Consider the following 20,496-nt stretch of genomic DNA (forward strand, 5'->3'; position numbering starts at 1 on the left):
CCGAGACGCACTCGGCGCGACCGCCGGGCCGGGCGGGCCGAGGAGCTGCGGGCCGTCGCCGCGCCGGGCGGTCGCTCAGTCGTGCTGGGCGCGCTCGGCACGCTCCGCGTGCAGCTTCTTCACGCGTGCCGCCTCCTTGCGCACGTCCGCCTGGACGGCCTGCTCCCGCTCCAGCCACTCCGGGCGCTCCTGCTTCAGCGCGTCGATCTGCGCCGTGGTGAGCGGCTCGGCGACCCCGCCCCGGTGCAGGCCCGCGATGGAGACGCCCAGCTTGGCCGCGACCACGGGCCGCGGGTGCGGACCGTCGCGCCGCAGCTCGCGCAGCCACGCGGGCGGGTCGGCCTGAAGCGCGTTCAGCTCGGCACGCGTGACGACGCCCTCCCGGAACTCGGCGGGTGTGGCTTCGAGGTACACACCCAGCTTCTTCGCCGCGGTCGCGGGCTTCATGGTCTGGGTGTTCTGGTGCGACGTCATGCCGTCAAGGGTATCGATCGTGTGAGTGGCTCCCGACCACGCCCGGTAACCTGGCCGGGTGACAGGTTCGGAAGCTCCCCCCTCGTTCCGGCTCGCGTACGTCCCGGGGGTGACGCCCGACAAATGGGTGCGCATCTGGAACGAGCGGCTGCCGGACGTCCCTCTCGCCCTGGCTCAGGTCCCGGCCGCCGGGGCGAGCCGCGTGCTGCTGGACGGTGACGCCGACGCCGGACTGGTGCGGCTGCCCGTCGACCGGACCCTGCTCAGCGCCATCCCCCTCTACACCGAGACGACGGTCGTGCTGATCCCCAGGGACCACCTCGTCACCGCGGCCGACGAGGTGACCGTCGAGGACCTCGCCGACGAGATCGTGCTGCACCCCCTGGACGACGTCCTCGGCTGGGACCGGCCGCCGGGCAGGCCCGCGCTGGAGCGTCCGGCCACCACCGCGGACGCCGTGGAGCTCGTGGCGGCCGGGATCGGCGTCCTGCTCGTGCCCCTGTCGCTGGCCCGGCTGCACCACCGCAAGGACCTCACGTACCGCACGGTCACGGACGCCCCGGAGTCGAGCGTGGCCCTGTCCTGGCCCGAGTCCGCGCACACGGACCGGGTCGAGGACTTCATCGGCATCGTCCGGGGCCGGACCGTCAACAGCACCCGGGGCCGGCAGCCCGGACCGGCGCGCTCGAAGGACGGGCGCGGGGAAGCGGCCGGCTCCGTGCGCCGCAAGGCGGCAGGAGGCGGGACGGGCGGCGGGTCGGGCGGGAAGGCCGGCGGAAAGCAGACCGGCGGCGTCGCCCGGCGCGGTACCGGCGGCAACCGCCGGACCGGAAGCGCGGGCAAGGGCAGGGGCGGGGGGCGCGGCGGCCGGCCCCGGCACCGCTGACCCCGTCGGCGGGCGCACCGTCAGCGCACGGTCGGACTCGGCGTCGGCGCCGACGTGTTGACCTCGAGGCCGGGCGGAGCGGTGAGCGAGAGCACCGGCTCGCCCGGCTGCGGCGCCGGGGGAGTGAGCTGCACCTTGGGCAGGTTCGGCGGGGCGGTCTGCTGGAAGTTGACCTGGTCGAAATTGACCAGTCCGGTCTTCTCCAGCACGGTGATGTGGTCGAGCACGGTGTCGTTGGCCTGGTCGGCGAGCTGCCGCACCAGGGAGTTCTTGGTGTTGGCGCGGATCTTGGCGATGACCGGGAAGATCTGGCCGTGCGTGATCCGCATGATGTTGACCGCCGTGGTGTCGAACTGCTTGCCCGTCGTCCCGTCCACGGTCGACACGAACTGCTGCTGCTGCGGCGAGGCCAGATTGGGCAGGGTGATGCCCAGCTCCGGCGCGATCCTGCGGCAGGTGGCGTCCAGCCGGGAGTGGCCGACGACCAAGTGCTCGCCGGCCTCCCTCATCTCCGGTGTCGTCCCCCGTTCCATGGCCATCAGCCCCAGCGGGTGCTCCCAGAGCCCCGCGGCACGCACCTTCACCACGAAGTCCCGGTCCTGCTCGGTGAGCGGCCCGTACCGCGTGTTGGTGACGACCCGGGCCTGGTCGCTCCCCGCGTTCTGCACCCCGAGCATGGCCGGGTAGGCGAGGGCGGAGAGAGTGAGGATCAGGGCACCGGCCACGAAGGCGGTCCCTGCCGTGGCGCGCGTGACGCGCATCGTGCCTCCCGGGACGAAGACAGGCTCGGACGCCAGGAGGTACGGATACGAGCGGCGTTCTGATCACCGTTTCGGGCAGTAGCTCAGTTCTTTTCCCGCCGCATCGTCTCCGGGCGCACCAGCCAGTCGTACGCCAGCCGCGCGGTGAACTCCTCCTGCCCGCCGCGTAGCAGCAGGTCCGCGGTGGCGAACTCCGGGGCGTCGGCCTGGTCCGCGACGTACGGGATCGCGATGCAGCGCATCCCGGCCGCATGCGCCGCGGCGGCCCCCGGGGCGGCGTCCTCCAGGACCACGCAGCGGGCCGGTCGTGCCCCCAGGCGGCGGGCCGCCTCCAGGAACACGTCGGGGGCGGGCTTGCCCCGCGCCACCTCGTCGGCCGAGACGACCGTGCGCAGGTGCGCGTCCAGGCCGGTGCGGGCGAGGATCGCCCCGATCGCCTCGGGCGACGAGCCCGACGCCACCGCCATCGGCACGCCCTCGTCCGCCAGCAGCTCGACGAACTTCCGCATCTCGGGGTACGCGCGGGCCGAGGTGCGGGCGAGCTCCAGGTAGTGGCGGTTCTTGACGGCGAGCAGTTCCTCGACCGTGGCCCGCAGCCCGTACCGCCGCTTCCAGTCGGCGACCGTCTCCCGGGTGCTGATGCCCACGTACGCCTCGTGGTCGGCCCAGGTGAAGTCCGCGACGCCGTACGCGGCGAGGGTGCGCCGGCCCGCTTCGTAGTAGTTCGGCTCGCTGTCCACGAGCGTTCCGTCGAGATCGAAGACGACCGAGATGCCGCCAAGTGCGCCCATGCTGCTCATGGGGTCCAGGATGCCAAGGATCACCTGCGGGCCGAGCGCCCGATCGACTCCACGAGCGGCAGCAGCCGGTGCGGCACCCGCTCGCGCAGCGCCACCTCGCTGCGGGTGCGGACCACGCCGGGCAGGCTGATCAGCTTCTGCACCACGTCCTCCAGATGCGCGTTGTCGCGGGCCACGACGCGGGTCAGCAGGTCCCCGCCGCCCGTGATCGAGAAGGCCTCGACGATCTCCGGCACCGCCGACAGCGCCTCGCCCACCTCGTCCAGATGACCCTGGGTGACCTCGATGTGCACGAACGCGAGCACCGGGTGGCCCAGGGCGGCGGGGGACAGGGAGGGGGCGGTGCCGGTGATCACGCCGTCGCGCTCCAGGCGGTCCAGCCGGGCCTGGAGCGTGCCCCGGGCGATCCCGAGGATCCGGGCGTACTCGCGCACGCTGGTGCGCGGCTGCTCCAGCAGCAGCCGCAGGATGCGGGTGTCGAGTTCGTCGACGGCCATCGCGGATCCGGCCCCCTTCGGTCGGCAAGTCGGCCATTGGCCCGTCCGTGGCTGCGGAAAAGGCGTGATCACTGTACCAATGGACCACCTGGTCAGCAGCCTGTTGAGCCACTGGCGGTGGAGATGCTCCTATAGACGTGTCGATGGCGCTGCGGACTCCGCGGCGCCTTTTGCGTGCGACGACTTCCGGGCCAGTGGGCGTGAGTGAGCGAGGGGGCGGTAATCAGTGCTGAAGAAGGTGTTCGTGAGCCCGGACCCGGGACGGTCCCGGCTGCGGTTCGCCGCCCGGGCCGTCCTCGGCATCGGGCTGGCCGTCGTGGTGTGCGGGCTGGCCGGTACCTCCCTGGTGGGCGCGATCATCGGCGGCCTCGCCGCCCTGCTCGCGCTGTTCACCGTCACCGACGCCACCGTGCGCGGCCAGGCCCTCACCACCGCACTGCTGCCGGTGGCCGGACTGCCCGTGCTCACCGCCGCCGCGGCGCTGCACGACCTCCCCGTGGCACGGGACCTCACGTTCCTCGCCGTCGTCGGCGCGGGCGTGTACGCGCGCCGCTGGGGGCCGCGCGGGCACAGCCTGGGCGTGTTCGCCTTCATGACCTTCTTCATCGCCCAGTTCCTGCACGCGACCACGGACCGGCTGCCCGAGATGTACGCCGCCGTCCTGCTGTCCGTGGCCACCGCGGCGGCGGTGCGGTTCGGCCTGTGGTGCTACGAGCGCCGCCGGCCCGCGCCCGCCGTCCCCGCGCCGCCCGCCGGCACCGGTCTGGCCCGCATCACCACCCGCCAGGCCGTGCAGGCCACCGCGGGCGCCGGCTTCGCCCTGGTCGTCGGCCAGCTGGTGTCGGGCGACCGCTGGTACTGGGCCGTCGGCGCCACCTGGTGGGTGTTCGTCAACACCACCTCGCGCGGAGAGACGCTGGTGCGCGGCTTCCGCCGGGTCCTCGGCACGGTCGTCGGCATCGGCCTGGGCTTCCTGATCGCCGTGCCGGTGGCCGGTTCGCCGGTGCCCACCGCCGTCCTCGCCGCGGCCTGCGTGTTCGGCATCTTCTACACCGCCGCGGTCTCCTACACCTGGATGATGCTCTGCGTGACCCTGCTCGCCGAGCTGCTCTACGGCCTCCTGGGCGTCCTCAGCCCCGGCCTGCTGGCGCTGCGGATCGCCGAGACCGGCGTGGGCGCGCTCGGCGCCGCGCTCGCCGTGCTCTTCGTCCTGCCCGTCACCACGCACGCCGTCACCGACGTCTGGATCCAGCGTGCGCTGCGCTGCGTGCACGCCTGCACCGCGGAGGCCGCCGCACGCCTCGCCGGGACCGAGGGCGCCGACCCGGCGCCGCGCGTGGCCGAACTGGAGCAGCTGCTCGGCCGGGTACGGCTGTCGGTCGCCCCGCTCGTGCACCCGCTGAGCCCGATGTACGGCCGCAGGCGGCGGGCCCGCCGGGTCCTCGACCTGCTCGACGACTGCGCCCGGGAGATCCGCGGCCTGGTCGCCGTCGCCGCCGACCCCGAGGCCTCGCACGACGCCCGGCTGGCCGCCGCCTGCTGGCGTGTCGAGGCCGCGGTCGAGGCACTCACCGGCGGTGGCTCCGTCCCCGCCCACGAGAGCGGGCCCCGCGCCGCCGAACCCGCGTTGGCCCACCTCCACGGCCTGGAGCACGCCCTCGCCGAACTCGCCGCGCCCCTGCGCAGCCCGTCCGGTTCGCGACTGGCCGGCACCTGACGCGGCCCCACCGCCTCCCCACCGACGACACCCGTTTGGTCTAGACCGCACCTGATCGACTGCTACCGTCGCTCCCGGCGGCGATCAGCCGGCTCGGTCGAGCCGGTCGACCGGGTCGGCCGACCGGGTCGGCACCGGACGCGACGACCGGGTCGGCACCGGACGCGACGCACAGCGCAGCGGGCAGAGGAAGCGGGACGAGAGGGGCAGCGGTGGAGGACGGCGGCACGCGGCAGCGGCGGGCATACATCGGATCGTTCACGGCGGCCGGCGGGCCCGGAATCCTGACGGCGACCGTCGCCCCCGACACCGGCGCCCTCACGGTCGTGAGCGGCACGGACGGCCTGGCCGATCCCTCCTACCTGGCCCTGGCTCCCGACGGGAACACGCTCTACGCCGTCAGCGAGACGGCCGAGGGCGCGGTGGCGGCCTTCCGCGTGAGCGGAGGGAGGCCCGAGCCCGCCGGGCGCCCGGTGCCCGTCGAGGGCGATGGACCGACCCATCTGAGTCTGTACGCCGGGCACCTGCTGACAGCCAACTACGGCTCCGGCACCGTCACCGCCGTGCCGGTCCGCGCCGACGGCACCCTCGCCCGGTCCGCGTCCGGCGTCCTGCGGCACACCGGCTCCGGCCCGCACGCCCAGCGGCAGCAGGGGGCGCACGCCCACCAGGTACGGCCCGACCCCAGCGGGCGGTGGGCCGTCAGCGTGGACCTGGGCACCGACTCGGTGCGGGTCTGCACCCTCGTGGACGGTGTCCCCGCAGTGCACCGGGAGATCGCGCTCCGGCCGGGTTCGGGACCGCGGCACCTGGCCTTCCACCCGGACGGCACCCACGTCTACGTCGTCAACGAACTGGCGCCCACCGTCACCGTCTGCCACTGGGACGCCGCCGACGGCACCGTCAAGCCCCTCACCGAGGTGCCGGTGCTGCCGGGCGCCCCGGCGGGCGACGCCTACCCGTCCGGCATCGCCGTCTCGACCGACGGGCGCTTCGTGTGGACGGCGACTCGCGGGGAGGACCTCCTGTCCGTGTTCGTCGTGGAGCCGGACGGGCTGCGCCTGTCGGCCACCGTGCCCTGCGGCGGCCACTGGCCTCGCGACATCTCCGTGTCCGACGGCTTTCTGTACGCGGCCAACGAACGCTCCGGAGACGTGACCTGGTTCGCCCTGGACCCCGCCACAGGCATCCCCCGCCGCACAGGCTCCCTCGCCGTCCCGGCAGCCTCCTGCGTAATCCTCACCCCCTGAACCCCGGACAGCCGCGGCGTCGCCGTAGCTGGGGGCAGCCGCCACCCCGCCCCGCTCCGGCTGCGGGCGGCAATCGTGCCGCTGGGGCGTGGCACGGGTGGGCGCTGGGGGTGTGCCTCCCAGGCCGTTCAGGCACTGGGGGAGGCACCCCGCCGGCGCCGGGCGCGCGACCCACCCTCCCGGCCCGCCGGCACGCAGGGCGCGTCCACGACCGACGGCCCCGCAACGCCGAAGGGGGTCGCTCCTCCACTGGAGCGGCCCCCTTCACACACGCCTGGAAACCCAAGCGCACGCGTCTGTCACCGAACCGGCGCCCCCTGCACCTGCTGCGGCGAGATCCCGAGCGCCGACGTGTACTTGGCCAGCGCCAGCTTGCCGATCGCCGGGTACGGACCGAGCGGCTCGGCGGTGGAGCAGCCCGCCTCCTTGGCGGCCTCCTCCAGTACGGACGCCTCGATCTCCGGCCCGATCAGATACGGCGCGAGCGCCAGCTGCTGGGAGCCCGAGGAACGTAGCTGCTCGGCCACGGACGCGATCGAGCCCTCCTCGTCCAGCGCCGCCGCGATCACCGGCACGGCGAGGCGCGCCGCGAGCAGCATGCCGGTGATCCCGGCCGCCTGCACGGCCTCGTCACCGCCGACGGAAGCCAGGATGATGCCGTCCGCCGCGGTCGCCACCGTGAACAGGCGGGCACGGTCGGCACGGGCGAGACCGGCCTCGGAGAGCCGCACGTGCAGCGCCTCGGCGAGCAGCGGATGCGGGCCGAGCACATCGGTCAGCTCGGCCGCGATCTTGCTGTCCATGACGGCCTGCCGGATCCGGCGCAGCAGCGCGTTGTCCGGCCCGGCGAGCAGCGGCACGACGACCGCGACGGGACCCTCGGGCTCCTTCACGTCCAGGCCGGCCGCGCGGGCCTGCTCGAAGCGGGCGGTGCGCTCCTCGGCGGCGCGCACGAGCACGCTGCTCAGGGAGGGGAACTCGGCGTCGTCGTCCCCGTCGAGGTGACCGACCCGGGCGTCGAGTCCGGGCAGCTCGGAACGGGCGATGCTGATGACCTCGTCGGCGAGGCTACGGGTGGCGCTGCTGGGCGTCCCCGGCACCGCGAGGACGAGCGCCGGCGCGCCCTCGGGAGCCACCAGGGGTTCGGGACGGCGGTGCCGTCCGGGCTGGCGGGGGCGCGGCATTCGTACTGGCAGGCCGGACGCGGGCCCAGTGGGGGAGCTCATGGCGCCGCATGTTACTGGTTTCCGGGGTTTCCCTGTTCGGGGAGGGTGCAGGTGAGCGGTATCCGTCCGGTTTTGTCTGATGAGTGATGTACGGATCGGCCGACATCGGCACGATTCACCTCGTCGGCCGACCACTTCTCAGCCGCTCGGCACGCTCGTCACCCACAGCATCCTCTCGTCACTCGGAAGGGCGAGCGAGCCGGCCGCCAGGTCGGTCGCGATCCGGACCGAGCCGTCGAGCGGATCACCCGCCGCGGAAATCCACCGCGCCTGCGGCAGCCGCTCGGCCAGTTCCTCTTCCAGGGGCACGAGGAGCGGATCGCCCATCCGCGTCAGTCCGCCGGTGACCGCGACCCGGGGCTCACCGACGGCCGGGCAGACCGCCGCGGCCGAGTCGGCCATGTGCCGCGCGGCGGCACGCAGGATTCCCGCGGCGACGGGGTCGTCGGCCGCGCACACGGCCACCTCGGGCGCGAAGGAGGCGAGCACGGCGGGACGGTCGGGGCGCGGATACACCCGCCCCGGCAGGCCCGCCGCCGGACCGAAGCACTCCTCGGCCCGGGCCAGCAGCGGCGGCGAGCCGCCCTCCCGCCCGTCGTGGGCGCGCAGCGCCGCCTCGAGGCCGGCCCGCCCGATCCAGGCGCCGCTGCCGCAGTCGCCCAGCAGATGTCCCCAGCCGTCAGCCCGGCGCCAGCGGGACAGATCGGTGCCGACGGCGATCAGCCCGGTGCCGGCGGCCACCACCGCCCCGGTCCGCGGACCCAGGGCGCCCACGTACGCGGTGACGGCGTCGGCGGCCAGCGCGACCGTCCGCGCGCCCAGCTCCCGGGCCAGCGCGCCCGGCAGTTCGGCGCGCAGCGCGTCGCCGAGCGTGGCCAGCCCGGCGGCCCCGACGACGACGGTGTCGAGCCGGGTCACTCCGGTCTCTTCGGCCAGCGCCCTGGCCATGGGCAGGAGTTGCCCCACGAGATGTTCGGGATCGATCCCGCGCGGGCCGGTGCGGACGGGTTCCCCCGAGACACGCCGGCCTCGCGGGCCGGGCGGACCGGATCCGTCGCCGACGGCGGTGCCGACGACGACGCGCAGCCCCGAGCCGCCGGAATCCACGGCCAGGAAGCCGACGCCGCTCACGGCAGACGCCAGTCGACCGGCTGACCTCCCAGACGCATCAGCAGGTCGTTGGCCCGGCTGAACGGACGGGAGCCGAAGAAGCCCCGGTCGGCCGACATCGGCGACGGGTGCGCGGACTCCACGGCCGGCAGGTCGCCGAGCAGCGGCCGCAGATTGCGGGCGTCGCGGCCCCAGAGGATGGACACCATCGGCTTGCCGCGCGCCGCCAGCGCCCGTATCGCCTGCTCGGTGACCTCTTCCCAGCCCTTGCCGCGGTGGGCCGCGGGCTTGCGCGGGGCCGTGGTGAGCGCCCTGTTGAGCAGCAGAACGCCCTGCCGGGTCCAGGGTGTCAGGTCCCCGTTGGAGGGGTGCGGCAGGTTCAGGTCGGTGTTGAGCTCCCGGAAGATGTTGACCAGGCTGCCCGGCAGCGGGCGTACCTCGGGCGCGACGGAGAACGACAGCCCCACCGCGTGCCCCGGGGTGGGATACGGGTCCTGTCCGACGATCAGGACCCGTACGTCGTCGAAGGGCTGCTGGAAGGCCCGCAGGACGTTCGCCCCGGCCGGGAGGTAGGTGCGTCCGGCGGCGATCTCCGCGCGCAGGAACTCACCCATCGCGGTGATCCGTCCGGCGACGGGCTCCAGGGCCTTCGCCCAGCCCGCTTCGACGATTTCATTCAAGGGTCGTGGTGCCACGGGCGTCACCCTACTGCCGTACGGGTGACGCCGATCAACCGGTGGCCAAGGCCGTTCCCCCCGGTCCGGTTCACGCGACGACCGCGGCCCGCACGCACAGCACGTCCGGCAGGTGGGAGGCCAACTGCCGCCAGCTGTCGCCGTCGTCGGCCGACGCGAACACCTCGCCGTTGCGGTTGCCGAAGTACACGCCCGCCTGGTCCGCGTCGTCCGTGGACAGCGCGTCGCGCAGCACCGTGCCGTAGTGGTCCTCCTGGGGCAGGCCCGCCGAGAGCGGCTCCCAGCTCTTGCCCGCGTCCGCGGTGCGGAAGACCCGGCACCGGTGGTCCGCGGGCACCCGGTCGGCGTCGGCGTTGATCGGGAACACGTACGCCGTGTCGCCGCGGTGCGGGTGGGCGGCCACCGCGAAACCGAACGTGGAGGGCAGGCCCTCTCCGATGTCCGTCCAGTGCGCGCCGGCGTCGTCGCTGCGGTAGACCCCCCAGTGGTTCTGCAGGTACAGGCGGTCCGGGTTGGCCGCGTCCCGGGCGACCTTGTGCACGCACTGGCCGAACTCCGGGTCGGGGTCCGGCAGGAAGACGGCGGAGACGCCGGAGTTCGACGGCGCCCAGCTCGCGCCGCCGTCGGCCGTGCGGAACACGCCAGCGGTGGAGACGGCGACCGTGACGGACCCGGGATCGCGGGCGTCGGTGAGGACCGTGTGCAGCCCCTCGCCGCCACCGCCCGGCACCCACTTCGACCTCGTCGGGTGCTCCCACAGCGGGCGGACCAGCTCGAAGCTCTCACCGCGGTCCTCCGAGCGGTACAGCGCCGCCGGTTCCGTCCCCGCGTACACCACGTCCGGCTCGGCGGCCGCCGGGTGCAACTGCCACACCCGCTCCAGTGAGGCGCCGGTCTCCTTGGGGAACTTGACGGCCGGCGCGGCCGGTTCGGTCCAGGTGCGGCCCAGGTCGTCGGAGTGGAACACCGACGGCCCCCAGTGCGCGCTGTCGCCGCCGGCCAGCAGCCGCGGGGTGTCGCCGCGGGTGTCGAGGGCGACCGAGTAGACCGCCTGCGCGTTGAAGTAGGGACTCTCGTCGAACTCCCAGGTGCCACCCCGCCGGCGCCCGATGAACAGGCCCTTGCGGGTGCCCACGGCGAGCAGTACCTCGGTCATGCCGATCACCTCCGCGGCGTCCTCGTCGACGCCTTAGTCTCGGACACGGGCCAGTCTGCACCCAGCCACTGACAGTCACCCCTGGAAAGGGTGTCGCCGCAGGTCAGGCGGTGGTGTCGGGTCCGATGAGGTGTCCTGGCAGGGGTGCTCGGTCAGCCTTCCTCCGGCAGGGCCCGCGCCAGGATGCCGTCGAGGTCGGCCGAGTCCGGCAGGGTGCCGAACGCGTGCCCCCAGTCGCCGCCGAGCCGGGTCGCGCAGAAGGCGTCGGCGACGGCGGGCGGGGCGTGCCGGACCAGGAGGGAGCCCTGGAGGGCGAGCGCCATCAGCTCGACCAGCCGGCGGGCACCGGTCTCGGACGCCGCGCCGAGCCCCGTCTCCAGCCGGGCCACCGCCGCGTCCAGCCGGGCGTCCGACCCGCGCGCGAGGGCGAGTTCGCCGAAGAGGGCGTGCGCGGTGGCGGGGGAGCGGCGCAGCGCCCGCAGCACGTCGAGGGCGTTGACGTTGCCCGAGCCCTCCCAGATCGACAGCAGCGGCGCCTCGCGGTAGTGGCGGGGCATGCCCGACTCCTCCACGTAGCCGTTGCCGCCCAGGCACTCCAGGGCCTCCGCGGTGAACGCCGGCCCGCGCTTGGTCACCCAGTACTTGCCGACGGCGGTGGCGATCCGCCGGAACGCCGCCTCATCCTCGTCCCCGCGTACGGCACGGTCGGCCGCGCCGGCCAGTCGCAGGGTGAGCGTCGTCGCGGCCTCGGACTCCAGCGCGAGGTCGGCCAGGACGTTGCGCATCAACGGCTGGTCGACCAGCCGGGCGCCGAAGGCGCTGCGGTGCCGTACGTGATGGCCGGCCTCGACGAGGGTCTTGCGCATCAGCGTCGCCGAGGACATCACGCAGTCCAGCCGGGTGCAGTTGACCATCTCGATGATCGTCTTGACGCCCTGCCCCTCGGGCCCGACCAGCCAGGCCACCGTCCCGTCGAACTCGGGCTCCGAGGAGGCGTTGGACCGGTTGCCGAGCTTGTCCTTGAGGCGCTGGATGCGGAAGGTGTTGCGGGTGCCGTCGGGCAGCACGCGCGGCACCAGGAAGCAGGAGAGCCCGCCGGCCGCCTGGGCCAGCACCAGGAACACGTCGCACATCGGCGCCGACGTGAACCACTTGTGCCCGCGCAGCGTGTACACGCCGGGCTCGGCGGTCGCCGTGGCCGTCGTGGCGTTCGTACGGACGTCGGAGCCGCCCTGTTTCTCGGTCATCCCCATGCCGGCCAGCAGACCGCGCTTCTCGGTGGGCCGGCGCAGCCCCGGCTCGTACTCCCTGGAGGTCAGCAGCGGCTCGTAGACCTTCGCCAGTCCGGGCTGGGCGCGCAGGGCCGGGACGGCCGCGTACGTCATCGAGGTCGGACACCCGTGCCCCGCCTCCGTGTGCCCCCAGACGAGTCCGCCGGCGGTCCGTGCCACGTGGGCGCCCGGCCGGCCGTCGGCCCAGGCCGACCCGGCCAGGCCCTCGCCGACCGCCACCCGCATCAGGTGGTGCCAGCTCGGGTGGTACTCGACCTCGTCGACCCGGTTGCCGTACCGGTCGTGCGTGCGCAGCACGGGCTCGTGCCGGTTCGCGAGGTCGCCCCACTCCTGCGCCTCCGCGCTCCCCGCCCGGCGGCCGAGCCGCCGCAGCCCGTCCTCGGCCCAGCCGGCGCCCTCCCGCCGGAGACCCTCCAGCAGTGCGGTGTCCTCGGACGCGTCGTAGGGCGTCAGGGGAGGGGGCTGATTGGTGACGTCGTGCGTCGCGTACCCCTCCGGGACGCCCCCGGACTCCCCGAATGGCTCGTGGGACTCGTACGGCGGCTCCTGCGCGAGTGTCGTCATGACCCGAGTGTTGCACTTTCCGTGCGGCCGCAGCAATAGTGCAACGCGATGGAGCGCACGTACAGTACGTGCCCATGTGGACGAACGACACGGGCCCGCGCGGATGAACGGTTCCGGGGCCTCCGACGGGCTCGCACTGCGTCCGCTGTCCGCGCGGTCGGTGGTCCTGAGCCTGCTGCTCGGCACCCACCCGCCGGAGCTGCCGGCCCGGGAGCTGGTGCGACTGGTGGAACGGTTCGACGTAGGTGCCTCCACCGCGCGCGCGGCGCTCAGCCGGATGGCCGCCGCCGGGGACCTGCGCCGTACGGAAGCCGGCTACCGGCTCAGCGAGCGGCTGCTGGAGCGCCAGCGGCGCCAGGACGAGGCGCTCGGACCGCACACGCGCGCGTGGGACGGCGACTGGGAGACGCTCGTGATCACCGCGACGGGGCGCGGCCCCGCCGCCCGTGCCGAGCTGCGGTCCCGGCTGACGGCCCTGCGCCTGGCCGAACTCCGCGAGGGTGTCTGGCTGCGCCCCGCCAACCTCGACCGCCCGCTGCCCGCGGATCTCGACCGGGTGGCCGAGTGCCTCGTCTCGCGCCCCGGCTCCCCGGCCGCCGAACTCGCGGCGCGCCTGTGGCCGCTGGACGACTGGGCGGACACGGCGCGGGCGCTGCTCGCCCACGTCGACCTCGCCCGGCGTCCGGCCGGCCGTCTCACGGCCTTCGCGGCCGTCGTGCGGCACCTGCTCGCCGACCCGGTGCTGCCCGCGGAGCTGCTCCCGCCGCACTGGCCGGGGGCGGCCCTGCGGGACGCCTACGCGCGCTACCAGCGGGAGCAGTCCGCTCAGGTCCGGGCGCACGGCACCCGGACCTGACGCCTCACTTGTAGGTGATGTCGGACGAGGAGTACTTGCAGTACGTGCCGTCGGCCCCCGAGCCGTTCGAGTCCGGCTCGTCGCCGTCGTCGTTGCCGATGTACTTCTGGCACGGGACGATCTTCTTGTTGCTGTCCCCGACGATGGTGATGTCGCGCAGGGTCGCGCTGTCGCCGTAGTTGGTGTTGATGCCGGCGATCCGGCCGCCCTTCCAGTTGACCTCGATGCCGCTGAGGTTGATGGTCCGCTTGTACTGGGTCAAACAGTTGCCGCAGGACCGGACGAAGGTGCCGAAGTTCTTGACGGCGAAGCCGGAGATGTTCAGCGTGCCGGCGCCGTTGAACTGGAACACCTTGTCGCCGGCCTCCTTGGCGCCGCCGCCGGAGACCGTGTAGACGTTCGACGACGAGGAGCCCCGGAAGGTCGCCGCGTCCTCGCCGACGTCCTCCCACCAGACGTTCTGGAGCGTGCAGCTGCCCTTGCAGTGGACGCCGTCCGCGGCGGGGGCGCCGATGATCACGTTCTTGAGGACGGCGCCCGGAGCGAGTTCCAGGATTGGACCCTGGTCCTCGTCCTGGCCGCCGGTGCCCAGGTCGCCGGTGCCGTACAGGCGCTTCATCCCGTAGTCCTTGGTGCCGGAGACCGAGATGGTGGAGGAGACGCCTTCGCTGCCGTTGGGGGTCGGCCAGGTGGCGGCCTGTGCCGAGGGAGCCCCGGAGGTCATGAGCATGCCAACCGAGAGTCCGAGTGCGCCCAGCGCGCCGGTCGCGGCCCGCAGTGCGCGCGGGCGTGTCACAGGGGTCATGTTCTGGTCCCTTCCATAGGGAGTGGGGGTGGAACGGAACATGTACGTGAACCATGTGCATCAGCATGACCCTGAGCGTGAGCACGAGACTGCGGCTGCGTGGAGGAGTGCAGCCGCAGTGCTCGTTTGGGTCATGCTGATGAACGGACCGTAGAGGGTAAGCGCTTTCTGGTCAACGCCTCGCGCGAAACCCCGCCCCCGTCCGCCCGCCCTACACGGCCCAGCCGTACTGGTCGGGCACCCGTACGGTCGCGCCGAGCTCCCGCGCCGCCTGCTGGGCCCAGGACGGGTTGCGCAGCAGCTCGCGGCCCAGCAGCACCGCGTCGGCCTCGCCGTTGGCCAGGATCTTCTCGGCCTGCTCGACGTCGGTGATCAGGCCGACGGCGGCGACCGGCAGGGTGGTCTCCGCCTTCACGCGCGCGGCGAACGGGACCTGGTAGCCGGGCCCGGTCGGGATCCGGACCCGAGGGACGTTGCCGCCGGTGGACGCGTCGAGCAGGTCGATGCCGTGGGCCTGGAGGTCGCGGGCGAAGCGGACGGTGTCGTCCGCGCTCCAGCCGCCCTCCTCCAGCCAGTCGGTCGCCGAGACGCGGAAGAACAGCGGCTTGTCGTCGGGCCAGACCTCCCGGACCGCGTCGACGACCTCCAGCGCGAACCGGGTGCGGTTCTCGTAGGAGCCGCCGTAGGCGTCGGTGCGGTGGTTGGAGTGCGGCGACAGGAACTCGTGGATCAGGTAGCCGTGGGCGCCGTGGATCTCGGCGATCTCGAAACCGGCGGCCAGCGCCCGGCGCGCGGCGTCCGCGAACCGGCCGACGACCTCATGGATCTGCGCGACCGTCAGCTCGGTCGGCACCGGGTGCCGCTCGTCGAACGGCAGCGCGCTCGGGGCCAGCGGCTGCCAGCCGTACGCGTCCGGTCCGACCGGCGCCCCGCCCTTCCAGGGCTGCGCGGTCGACGCCTTGCGGCCCGCGTGGGCCAGCTGGACCCCGGGCACCGTGCCCTGGGAACGCAGGAACCCCGTGAGCCGGCGGAACGCCTCGACCTGTGTGTCGTTCCACAGCCCGAGGTCCTGGGGGGAGATGCGGCCCTCGGGCGACACGCCGGTGGCCTCCACGACGATCAGGCCCGTGCCGCCCGCCGCCCGGGCTCCGTAGTGCGCGAAGTGCCAGTCGCCGGGCGCGCCCGCCGACGGGCCGTCCGGGGCGGCCGAGTACTGGCACATCGGCGACATCCAGACCCGGTTGGGGATCGTGGTGTCACGGAGCCGGAGGGGCTGGAAGAGGGCACTCATGGCGGGCTGCTCCCTGGGTCGAGGCGGGACGGACGGCTCATACGGTAGCTCTCGTAGTACGTCGAATGTCAAACTACGGCGTTCCTCGTACAATGAGACACCCTCCCGACCGGTGAGGCCCCCGACGAACGAACTGGAGTCGCCGTGACCCCCGCCGCCACTGCCGCCGGCACCCGCGAGCTGCCCCACCCGACGCGGGCGGAGATCCGGCTCGAAGGGGTGCTGCACGCGCTGTCCGATCCGGTGCGGCTGAGCATCGTGCGGGACCTCGCCGCCGACAGCGAGGCGCTCTTCGCGTGCTCGCACTTCGACCTGCCGGTCACGAAATCCACGACCACCCACCACTTCCGGGTGCTGCGGGAGAGCGGGGTGGTGCGGCAGACCTACCGGGGCACGGCCAAGATGAACGGCCTGCGCAGGGACGATCTGGACGCCCTCTTCCCCGGGCTGCTCGACGCCCTGCTGGCCGCGGCCGCCCGCCAGGCCGCGGCCGTGCGGAGCGGCTGACTCCGGCCGGAGCCGCGCGGGCCCGCTCCGCTGACGGGGTGCCGCTTCCGGTGAACGAAGCGTGTTCCGTTCGTATTGAATGTGATCATTCGGTTACGTTGCGTATGTGCTCGAAGCATCCTTCGTTGATCGTTCTCTTCAGCTTTCCGACCGCTGTCCGGACGACGGTGAGATGTCCGTGCGGCATGCGTGGGTGGTGAGCGAGGGCTCCACCACGACCTCGTGGTTCGACGTCCGGCTGGCCTTCGCCGACGGCGCCCGGGTGGACGCGCTCGCCGTGCTGTGCGGTGAGGACGTGCGGGTCGAGGACGTAAGGGCCCGGCCGCCGCTGTCCCTCGACGACCTGGCGGTGCTGGCCGAGTGGCTGGAGGAGCCGCTCTTCGAGGCCTGTGTGCCCGCCCCCGCCCGTGGTGTGCCGGTCGCCTCGCGGCGGGCGCGGCCCGCGTGGCCGCGCGGGCGGGAGGGGTGCAGGCTCGTCGCCCAGGAGTACCGGGCGGCCCGGGAGGAGGGCGGTGACCCGGTCCTCGCGGTGATGCGCGCGACCGGGCACAGCAGGCGCAAGTCGCTCAGGCTGATCGGCCAGGCACGCGACGAGGGTTTCCTGACGCCCCGTCGCGCGCGTCGCTGAGCCGTCCCGAGGGCTCGGCCCGGCAGGGAACCGCCGCTCCGTCACGGCGTCGCGCGCATCCGGCAAGAGGTTTTTCGTCCTCGAACTCGGCGACCCGCGCACCGGCCCGGCGGAGCGGGTTCACCTGCGGGAGTCCACCACGCGGACGCGGCCGGACTACTTCGGCTGAGCGGTTCGGCCCGCCGGATCCGCCCGGTCCGAGCGGCCGGTCTCGTCGGTCCGGGCCGGCCGGTCCGGTACGCCGGTCGCGAAGAACCGCGACAGGTCGGGGTCGCACGTCGTCCCGCCGGGCTCCTCGGCGTCCGGCGGGACACCCAGCTTCCAGTCCAGCCGGTAGCGTTCGAACAACTCGGCGCGCAGCTCCGGCACCGGCATCGGCACCCCGGGCACGAGCGCCGCGAAGACGGCGCCCATCAGCTGGGCGCGCAGCATCGGATAGTCGCGGTCGACGTCCCGCGAGCCGTGCCGGGCCACCGTGTCCCGGAGCAGCTCCGCCAGCCGCCGCTGCTCCGGGCAGGGCACGAAACCCACCTCGGCCTGGAGCAGTCCCGCCATGTGCTGGCGCATGAGCACCGGACGGTCCCGGGCGAGCCCGAGGATCGCGTCGATGGCCCGCGCCAGCCGCTCGCGCCCCTCGGTGGTGCGAGGCTCGCGCTCCAGGGCCTCCTCCAGCGTGCGGTGCATCAGCCGGTGCACGGCGGACTGCACCAGCTGTCGCTTGCCGGGGAAGTAGTACGAGACCAGTCCGCGAGCCGAACCCGCCCGGTCCGCGATGTCGCCCAGCGTGGTCGCGTCATACCCGCGCTCGCCCACGAGCTCCACGGCGGCCTGCAGGAGACGCTCCTTCGAGCGCCGCCGCAATTCTTCATTGACCGAGGCGCTGCGCGGGGACATCCTGTACTCCTGCGTTGACTGGCTGCCAGCCAACTATACTCGGCGCAGACGGAGCGGCCTCCGGGGCTGCTCCGGCTACCGTCTGCCTCGGGCGACACGGGGGATCGTCCGAGGCGGACGGCACCCCTAGGTTGGTTGCCTCGGGCTACGGGACCAGGTCCAGCACCGGTCGCAGACCCGCCGGACGCTCGGCCACCGGCAGGTGGTCCACGAAGTGCACCCCGCAGCCCAGTGCCGTCGCGCCGCCGTCCGCACGCCGGTCGTCCCCGACCATCAGCGTCCGTCCCGGCTCCACGCCCAGCGCCGCGCAGGCGACGCCGAACAGCCTCGGATCGGGCTTGCGGATGCCGTGCTCGTACGACAGGACATAGGTGTCCACGTACCGGTCGAGGCCGTGCGCCCGGAAGACCGGCCGCAGGTCCCAGCCGATGTTGCTGACCACCCCCACGGCGATTCCCCGCCCGCGCAAGGCGCCCAGCACCTCGGCGGCGTCGGGGTAGGCACTCCACGCGCCCGGTGTCATGTGGCGCTCGTACAGCGCGTCGTGCAGGCCGGGGTCCGGCAGCGGCACCTGCCGGGACAGTCCGGTGTACGCGGCCCGGTGCCGCTCCGAACTGTCGTCGCGTGTCTCCCACGCCTCCGCGAGCTCTTCCGGCACCCGCAGCGGGGGTGCCCCGCCGGGCAGTGCTCCCGCCCGCTGGAGCGCCTCGGCCGTCCTGGCCAACTCCGGCGCCGGCAGCCGCAGGCCGGCACCGTCGAGCGTCGCGCGCAGCCAGGACTCGGTGGATTCGACACGGAACAGCGTGCCCGAGAAGTCGAACAGAACGGCGGTCATGGACCGGATCCTAGGCAGGTGGTGGGGGCCGCAGGGGGTGATGCGGCGATCCGGACGGAGGCCGGCCCGGTGGACCGCTCCCCGTTACGAACGCCATCGCCGGTGCACCAGCGCCGCGAGTGCCACGACCAGGGCGCCCAGGAGCCAGCCGCCGACGACGTCCGTGGCCCAGTGGACGCCGAGCCACACCCGCGTCACGCCGACCCCGGCCACACAGACCACGGCCACGGCGAGACCGGCCCGGCGCAGCTCGCGGTCGGCGCCGTAGTGGTGCAGCAGCCAGACGAGCAGGCCGCACACGAACGTCGCGGTCATGGCGTGCCCGGAGGGGAACGCGGCGTAGTGCGCGGAGTCCACCGGGTCGGGCCAGACCGGGCGGGGGCGGTCCACCGCAGCCTTGAGGGCCTGTTGCAGGAGGCTGCCCAGCAGACACGTCGTCCCCAGCCACACGGCCGTCCACCGGTCCGCCCGGCGCCACCACAGCCACAGCACCACCACCGCGCACAGCAGACGCATCGTCCAGGTGTCCCACACCCAGTCGGTGAGGATCCGCATGGCGTGGGTGACGCCGCCTTCGTCGACGGCCCAGCGGTGGGTGGTGACGGCGATGTCGTCGTCCAGCCGCACCAACGGGCCCCAGTCGACGGCCACCAGGGCGAGCAGGAGCGCGGAGCACGCACTCAGCACCCAGGCGACGCGGAGGGCGGTGCGCGGCGGCTGCGGCGGGGCGGGCGGGGAGTCGACCGGCGGCGTCTGCATGCTGCGATCCTCGCCGAACCGGTGGTTCCGGGGCCAGTTCCCCGGTCAGCCGAGTGCGCTCAGCCCCGGCGCGAAGGCCACCAGGACCGGGATCACCGGCACCAGCGCGGCGGCGGCCGTCAGCCGCAGTCTCCGGCCCGCCGTCAGCCGGTTCGGCGGGGTGAGCAGGCGGTGGACCCGCTGCGGGACGTGGGCCTCGCCGGCCGGGCACGGGCCGAAGACGCCGCGGTCCTCGTTGAGTTCGACCAGCGCCAGGGCGGTCGTCAGCCGGCCGAAGCGGCGGGAGGCCACGTCGTCGGCGGCGAGTTCGACCAGGCGGTGCATCTCGTCGCGGAATGCCGCGAAGACCGGAACCTGCGGGAAACCGTCCGCCAGCGCGGTGGAGCAGTTCAGCAGCCAGTCGTGCCGTGCCTGCGCGTGGCCCTTCTCGTGGGCTAGTACCGCGTCCAACTGGCGGCCCTCGAGGCGGCGCAGCGCCGCGGTGGTGGCCACCAGCTGCGGGGGAGTGCCGGGCAGCCACCAGGCGTCCGGCCGCTCGCCCTCCAGGACGACGAGCCGGCTCTGGCCGGGCTCCTCGCCGGGCAGCAGCGGCGCGCGGTGCCTCAGCTCGGCCCGGCGCAGCCGACGCCGGGAACGGGCCCGCACGACCTCCCGGGTCAGCATGGTGACGCTCCACAAGCCGCCGCAGGCCAGGGCGACGGCGGTCGTGTCCGCCCAGAGGCCGGAGGTGCCCAGCGCGTAGGCCTCGACCACCGGTCCGGGAGCGGTCGCGAAGACGGGCCCGCCCACCGCGTGCCAGGCCGCCGCCGCGCTGAACGTCATCGACAGCGCGCAGCACACGATCACCGCCGCCACCACGCACTGCCAGACCCACAGCGCGACCACCGGTTCACGGTCCGGCCAGTCGGCCCGGGCGAGCAGCCTGGGGGCGAGCACGGCGGTCAGCGCGCCGAGCAGCAGCAGTGCCGCGGGGAGAAGCATGGGGGCAGCCTATGAGCGGGGCGCCGTCAGCAGTACGGCCGCGGGCGCAATAGTGACGCAGGCAACGATTGCCCACGACGAACCCGGGTCAGGCTGGACCCGGGGCGGACCAGGGCGGCAGTGGGGTCCTGGGCGGACCGCGGACTCCGGGGGACCCGGAGGTCCCGGGCGCGCCCCGGGTCCCTGCAGGCCATGGGCCCTGGGCGGCCTGTGCGCCCCGGGTGGACAGTGTGCCCCTGGGTGAGCCGCGGGCCTCGGGGTGGACCCCGGGTCCCGGATAGACGCTGGCCCCGGGCGGGCTGTGTGCCCTGGGCGGACCGTGTGCCCCGGGTGGACTGCGGCCCCGGGGACTGCGGCCCCGGGGACTACGGCCCCCGTGCGGGCCGCGGCGCCTGGGCGGGCCGCGGCGCCTGGGCGGACCGTGGGCCCCAGGGCAGCCCCGTGGCCTTGGGCAACCCCGTGGCTTCCGGACGGGCCCCGAGCCGCGGGCGGACTCGTGGGCCCGAGTCCCC

The 20,496-nt window shown here is 74.0% G+C and carries 21 protein-coding genes; 6 read left to right on the top strand and 15 right to left on the bottom strand.

The features are described from left to right. Window positions 1–75: 75 nt before the first annotated feature. Complete coding sequence (locus NI25_RS33735) at window positions 76–474, bottom strand: DUF5997 family protein (RefSeq protein WP_061446089.1); 399 nt, start codon at window positions 472–474, stop codon at window positions 76–78. A gap of 58 nt (window positions 475–532) precedes the next feature. Here NI25_RS33735 and NI25_RS33740 point away from each other — a divergent pair, with 58 nt between their 5' ends. Further along, entirely contained in the window at window positions 533–1,360 is an 828-nt protein-coding gene (locus tag NI25_RS33740; RefSeq protein WP_061446090.1) for a LysR substrate-binding domain-containing protein, read from the top strand. A gap of 20 nt (window positions 1,361–1,380) precedes the next feature. Here NI25_RS33740 and NI25_RS33745 read toward each other — a convergent pair whose 3' ends face one another. The 3 genes from NI25_RS33745 to NI25_RS33755 all read right to left on the bottom strand — a co-directional run bounded on the left by NI25_RS33745 (window position 1,381) and on the right by NI25_RS33755 (window position 3,418). Further along, entirely contained in the window at window positions 1,381–2,121 is a 741-nt protein-coding gene (locus tag NI25_RS33745; RefSeq protein ID WP_061446091.1) for a DUF4142 domain-containing protein, read from the bottom strand. An 83-nt stretch (window positions 2,122–2,204) separates the two neighbouring features. Then, complete coding sequence (locus tag NI25_RS33750; protein WP_061446092.1) at window positions 2,205–2,912, bottom strand: HAD family hydrolase; 708 nt, start codon at window positions 2,910–2,912, stop codon at window positions 2,205–2,207. A gap of 29 nt (window positions 2,913–2,941) precedes the next feature. After that, window positions 2,942–3,418 carry an Lrp/AsnC family transcriptional regulator gene (locus tag NI25_RS33755; protein ID WP_061446093.1) on the bottom strand — a complete coding sequence of 159 codons (477 nt, stop codon included), beginning with the start codon at window positions 3,416–3,418 and terminating at the stop codon, window positions 2,942–2,944. 226 nt (window positions 3,419–3,644) lie between these two features. On the opposite strand from NI25_RS33755, the gene NI25_RS33760 reads away from it, so the two are divergent. Together NI25_RS33760 and NI25_RS33765 are read left to right on the top strand one after the other, a co-directional pair. Further along, a complete protein-coding gene (locus NI25_RS33760) occupies window positions 3,645–5,135 on the top strand; it encodes an FUSC family protein (protein ID WP_061446094.1) in 1,491 nt (496 codons plus the stop codon). Window positions 5,136–5,347: 212 nt separating this feature from the next. Continuing rightward, window positions 5,348–6,385, top strand: a complete 1,038-nt coding sequence (locus NI25_RS33765; RefSeq protein ID WP_061446095.1) for a lactonase family protein — start codon at window positions 5,348–5,350, stop codon at window positions 6,383–6,385. Between the two features lie 299 nt (window positions 6,386–6,684). Here the strand turns inward: NI25_RS33765 and NI25_RS33770 are convergent, their stop codons facing one another. From NI25_RS33770 to NI25_RS33790, 5 genes are all read right to left on the bottom strand, one after another. Then, on the bottom strand, window positions 6,685–7,611 hold the full coding sequence (locus NI25_RS33770) for a sirohydrochlorin chelatase (protein ID WP_061446096.1): 927 nt from the start codon (window positions 7,609–7,611) through the stop codon (window positions 6,685–6,687). Between the two features lie 138 nt (window positions 7,612–7,749). Next, entirely contained in the window at window positions 7,750–8,742 is a 993-nt protein-coding gene (locus NI25_RS33775) for an N-acetylglucosamine kinase (protein WP_061446097.1), read from the bottom strand. Continuing rightward, window positions 8,739–9,416 carry a uracil-DNA glycosylase gene (locus NI25_RS33780; RefSeq protein WP_061446098.1) on the bottom strand — a complete coding sequence of 226 codons (678 nt, stop codon included), beginning with the start codon at window positions 9,414–9,416 and terminating at the stop codon, window positions 8,739–8,741. Before NI25_RS33780 ends, NI25_RS33775 begins: the two co-directional genes overlap by 4 nt. Window positions 9,417–9,486: 70 nt before the next feature. Continuing rightward, a complete protein-coding gene (locus NI25_RS33785) occupies window positions 9,487–10,572 on the bottom strand; it encodes a WD40/YVTN/BNR-like repeat-containing protein (RefSeq protein WP_061447208.1) in 1,086 nt (361 codons plus the stop codon). A gap of 152 nt (window positions 10,573–10,724) precedes the next feature. After that, on the bottom strand, window positions 10,725–12,428 hold the full coding sequence (locus NI25_RS33790; protein ID WP_061446099.1) for a DNA alkylation response protein: 1,704 nt from the start codon (window positions 12,426–12,428) through the stop codon (window positions 10,725–10,727). Between the two features lie 103 nt (window positions 12,429–12,531). On the opposite strand from NI25_RS33790, the gene NI25_RS33795 reads away from it, so the two are divergent. Continuing rightward, on the top strand, window positions 12,532–13,284 hold the full coding sequence (locus NI25_RS33795; RefSeq protein WP_061446100.1) for a PaaX family transcriptional regulator C-terminal domain-containing protein: 753 nt from the start codon (window positions 12,532–12,534) through the stop codon (window positions 13,282–13,284). 4 nt (window positions 13,285–13,288) lie between these two features. Here NI25_RS33795 and NI25_RS33800 read toward each other — a convergent pair whose 3' ends face one another. Both NI25_RS33800 and NI25_RS33805 read right to left on the bottom strand, forming a co-directional pair. Next, entirely contained in the window at window positions 13,289–14,089 is an 801-nt protein-coding gene (locus NI25_RS33800; RefSeq protein ID WP_061446101.1) for a pectate lyase, read from the bottom strand. Between the two features lie 211 nt (window positions 14,090–14,300). Continuing rightward, complete coding sequence (locus NI25_RS33805; protein ID WP_061446102.1) at window positions 14,301–15,380, bottom strand: NADH:flavin oxidoreductase/NADH oxidase; 1,080 nt, start codon at window positions 15,378–15,380, stop codon at window positions 14,301–14,303. A gap of 144 nt (window positions 15,381–15,524) precedes the next feature. Between NI25_RS33805 and NI25_RS33810 the strand changes: the two genes are divergently transcribed. Both NI25_RS33810 and NI25_RS33815 read left to right on the top strand, forming a co-directional pair. Continuing rightward, the gene (locus NI25_RS33810) at window positions 15,525–15,887 is read left to right on the top strand and encodes an ArsR/SmtB family transcription factor (RefSeq protein WP_061446103.1); all 363 of its coding nucleotides are present in this window, start codon (window positions 15,525–15,527) and stop codon (window positions 15,885–15,887) included. 172 nt (window positions 15,888–16,059) lie between these two features. Then, window positions 16,060–16,515, top strand: a complete 456-nt coding sequence (locus tag NI25_RS33815; protein ID WP_061446104.1) for a DUF6214 family protein — start codon at window positions 16,060–16,062, stop codon at window positions 16,513–16,515. A 156-nt stretch (window positions 16,516–16,671) separates the two neighbouring features. Here the strand turns inward: NI25_RS33815 and NI25_RS33820 are convergent, their stop codons facing one another. The 4 genes from NI25_RS33820 to NI25_RS33835 form a co-directional block, all read right to left on the bottom strand. Next, the gene (locus NI25_RS33820) at window positions 16,672–17,409 is read right to left on the bottom strand and encodes a TetR/AcrR family transcriptional regulator (RefSeq protein ID WP_061446105.1); all 738 of its coding nucleotides are present in this window, start codon (window positions 17,407–17,409) and stop codon (window positions 16,672–16,674) included. A 145-nt stretch (window positions 17,410–17,554) separates the two neighbouring features. Further along, window positions 17,555–18,244 (bottom strand): HAD family hydrolase, encoded by a 690-nt coding sequence (locus tag NI25_RS33825; protein WP_061446106.1) that lies wholly within the window; start codon window positions 18,242–18,244, stop codon window positions 17,555–17,557. Between the two features lie 84 nt (window positions 18,245–18,328). Further along, window positions 18,329–19,003, bottom strand: a complete 675-nt coding sequence (locus tag NI25_RS33830; RefSeq protein ID WP_061446107.1) for a phosphatase PAP2 family protein — start codon at window positions 19,001–19,003, stop codon at window positions 18,329–18,331. A 45-nt stretch (window positions 19,004–19,048) separates the two neighbouring features. Next, window positions 19,049–19,984 carry a M56 family metallopeptidase gene (locus NI25_RS33835; RefSeq protein WP_061446108.1) on the bottom strand — a complete coding sequence of 312 codons (936 nt, stop codon included), beginning with the start codon at window positions 19,982–19,984 and terminating at the stop codon, window positions 19,049–19,051. Window positions 19,985–20,496: the final 512 nt, after the last annotated feature.

The organism is Streptomyces sp. CCM_MD2014 (assembly GCF_000772045.1).
Classification (GTDB): domain Bacteria; phylum Actinomycetota; class Actinomycetes; order Streptomycetales; family Streptomycetaceae; genus Streptomyces; species Streptomyces salinarius.

Bases quoted from the DNA above. Each gene is read 5' to 3' on its own strand.
- NI25_RS33735 (WP_061446089.1), bottom strand. From the start codon at position 474: ATGACGTCGCACCAGAACACCCAGACCATGAAGCCCGCGACCGCGGCG.
- NI25_RS33835 (WP_061446108.1), bottom strand. From the start codon at position 19,984: ATGCTTCTCCCCGCGGCACTGCTGCTGCTCGGCGCGCTGACCGCCGTG.
- NI25_RS33795 (WP_061446100.1), top strand. From the start codon at position 12,532: ATGAACGGTTCCGGGGCCTCCGACGGGCTCGCACTGCGTCCGCTGTCC.
- NI25_RS33815 (WP_061446104.1), top strand. From the start codon at position 16,060: ATGTCCGTGCGGCATGCGTGGGTGGTGAGCGAGGGCTCCACCACGACC.
- NI25_RS33800 (WP_061446101.1), bottom strand. From the start codon at position 14,089: ATGACCCCTGTGACACGCCCGCGCGCACTGCGGGCCGCGACCGGCGCG.
- NI25_RS33805 (WP_061446102.1), bottom strand. From the start codon at position 15,380: ATGAGTGCCCTCTTCCAGCCCCTCCGGCTCCGTGACACCACGATCCCC.
- NI25_RS33820 (WP_061446105.1), bottom strand. From the start codon at position 17,409: ATGTCCCCGCGCAGCGCCTCGGTCAATGAAGAATTGCGGCGGCGCTCG.
- NI25_RS33785 (WP_061447208.1), bottom strand. From the start codon at position 10,572: ATGACCGAGGTACTGCTCGCCGTGGGCACCCGCAAGGGCCTGTTCATC.
- NI25_RS33750 (WP_061446092.1), bottom strand. From the start codon at position 2,912: ATGGGCGCACTTGGCGGCATCTCGGTCGTCTTCGATCTCGACGGAACG.
- NI25_RS33745 (WP_061446091.1), bottom strand. From the start codon at position 2,121: ATGCGCGTCACGCGCGCCACGGCAGGGACCGCCTTCGTGGCCGGTGCC.
- NI25_RS33825 (WP_061446106.1), bottom strand. From the start codon at position 18,244: ATGACCGCCGTTCTGTTCGACTTCTCGGGCACGCTGTTCCGTGTCGAA.
- NI25_RS33755 (WP_061446093.1), bottom strand. From the start codon at position 3,418: ATGGCCGTCGACGAACTCGACACCCGCATCCTGCGGCTGCTGCTGGAG.
- NI25_RS33770 (WP_061446096.1), bottom strand. From the start codon at position 7,611: ATGAGCTCCCCCACTGGGCCCGCGTCCGGCCTGCCAGTACGAATGCCG.
- NI25_RS33830 (WP_061446107.1), bottom strand. From the start codon at position 19,003: ATGCAGACGCCGCCGGTCGACTCCCCGCCCGCCCCGCCGCAGCCGCCG.
- NI25_RS33790 (WP_061446099.1), bottom strand. From the start codon at position 12,428: ATGACGACACTCGCGCAGGAGCCGCCGTACGAGTCCCACGAGCCATTC.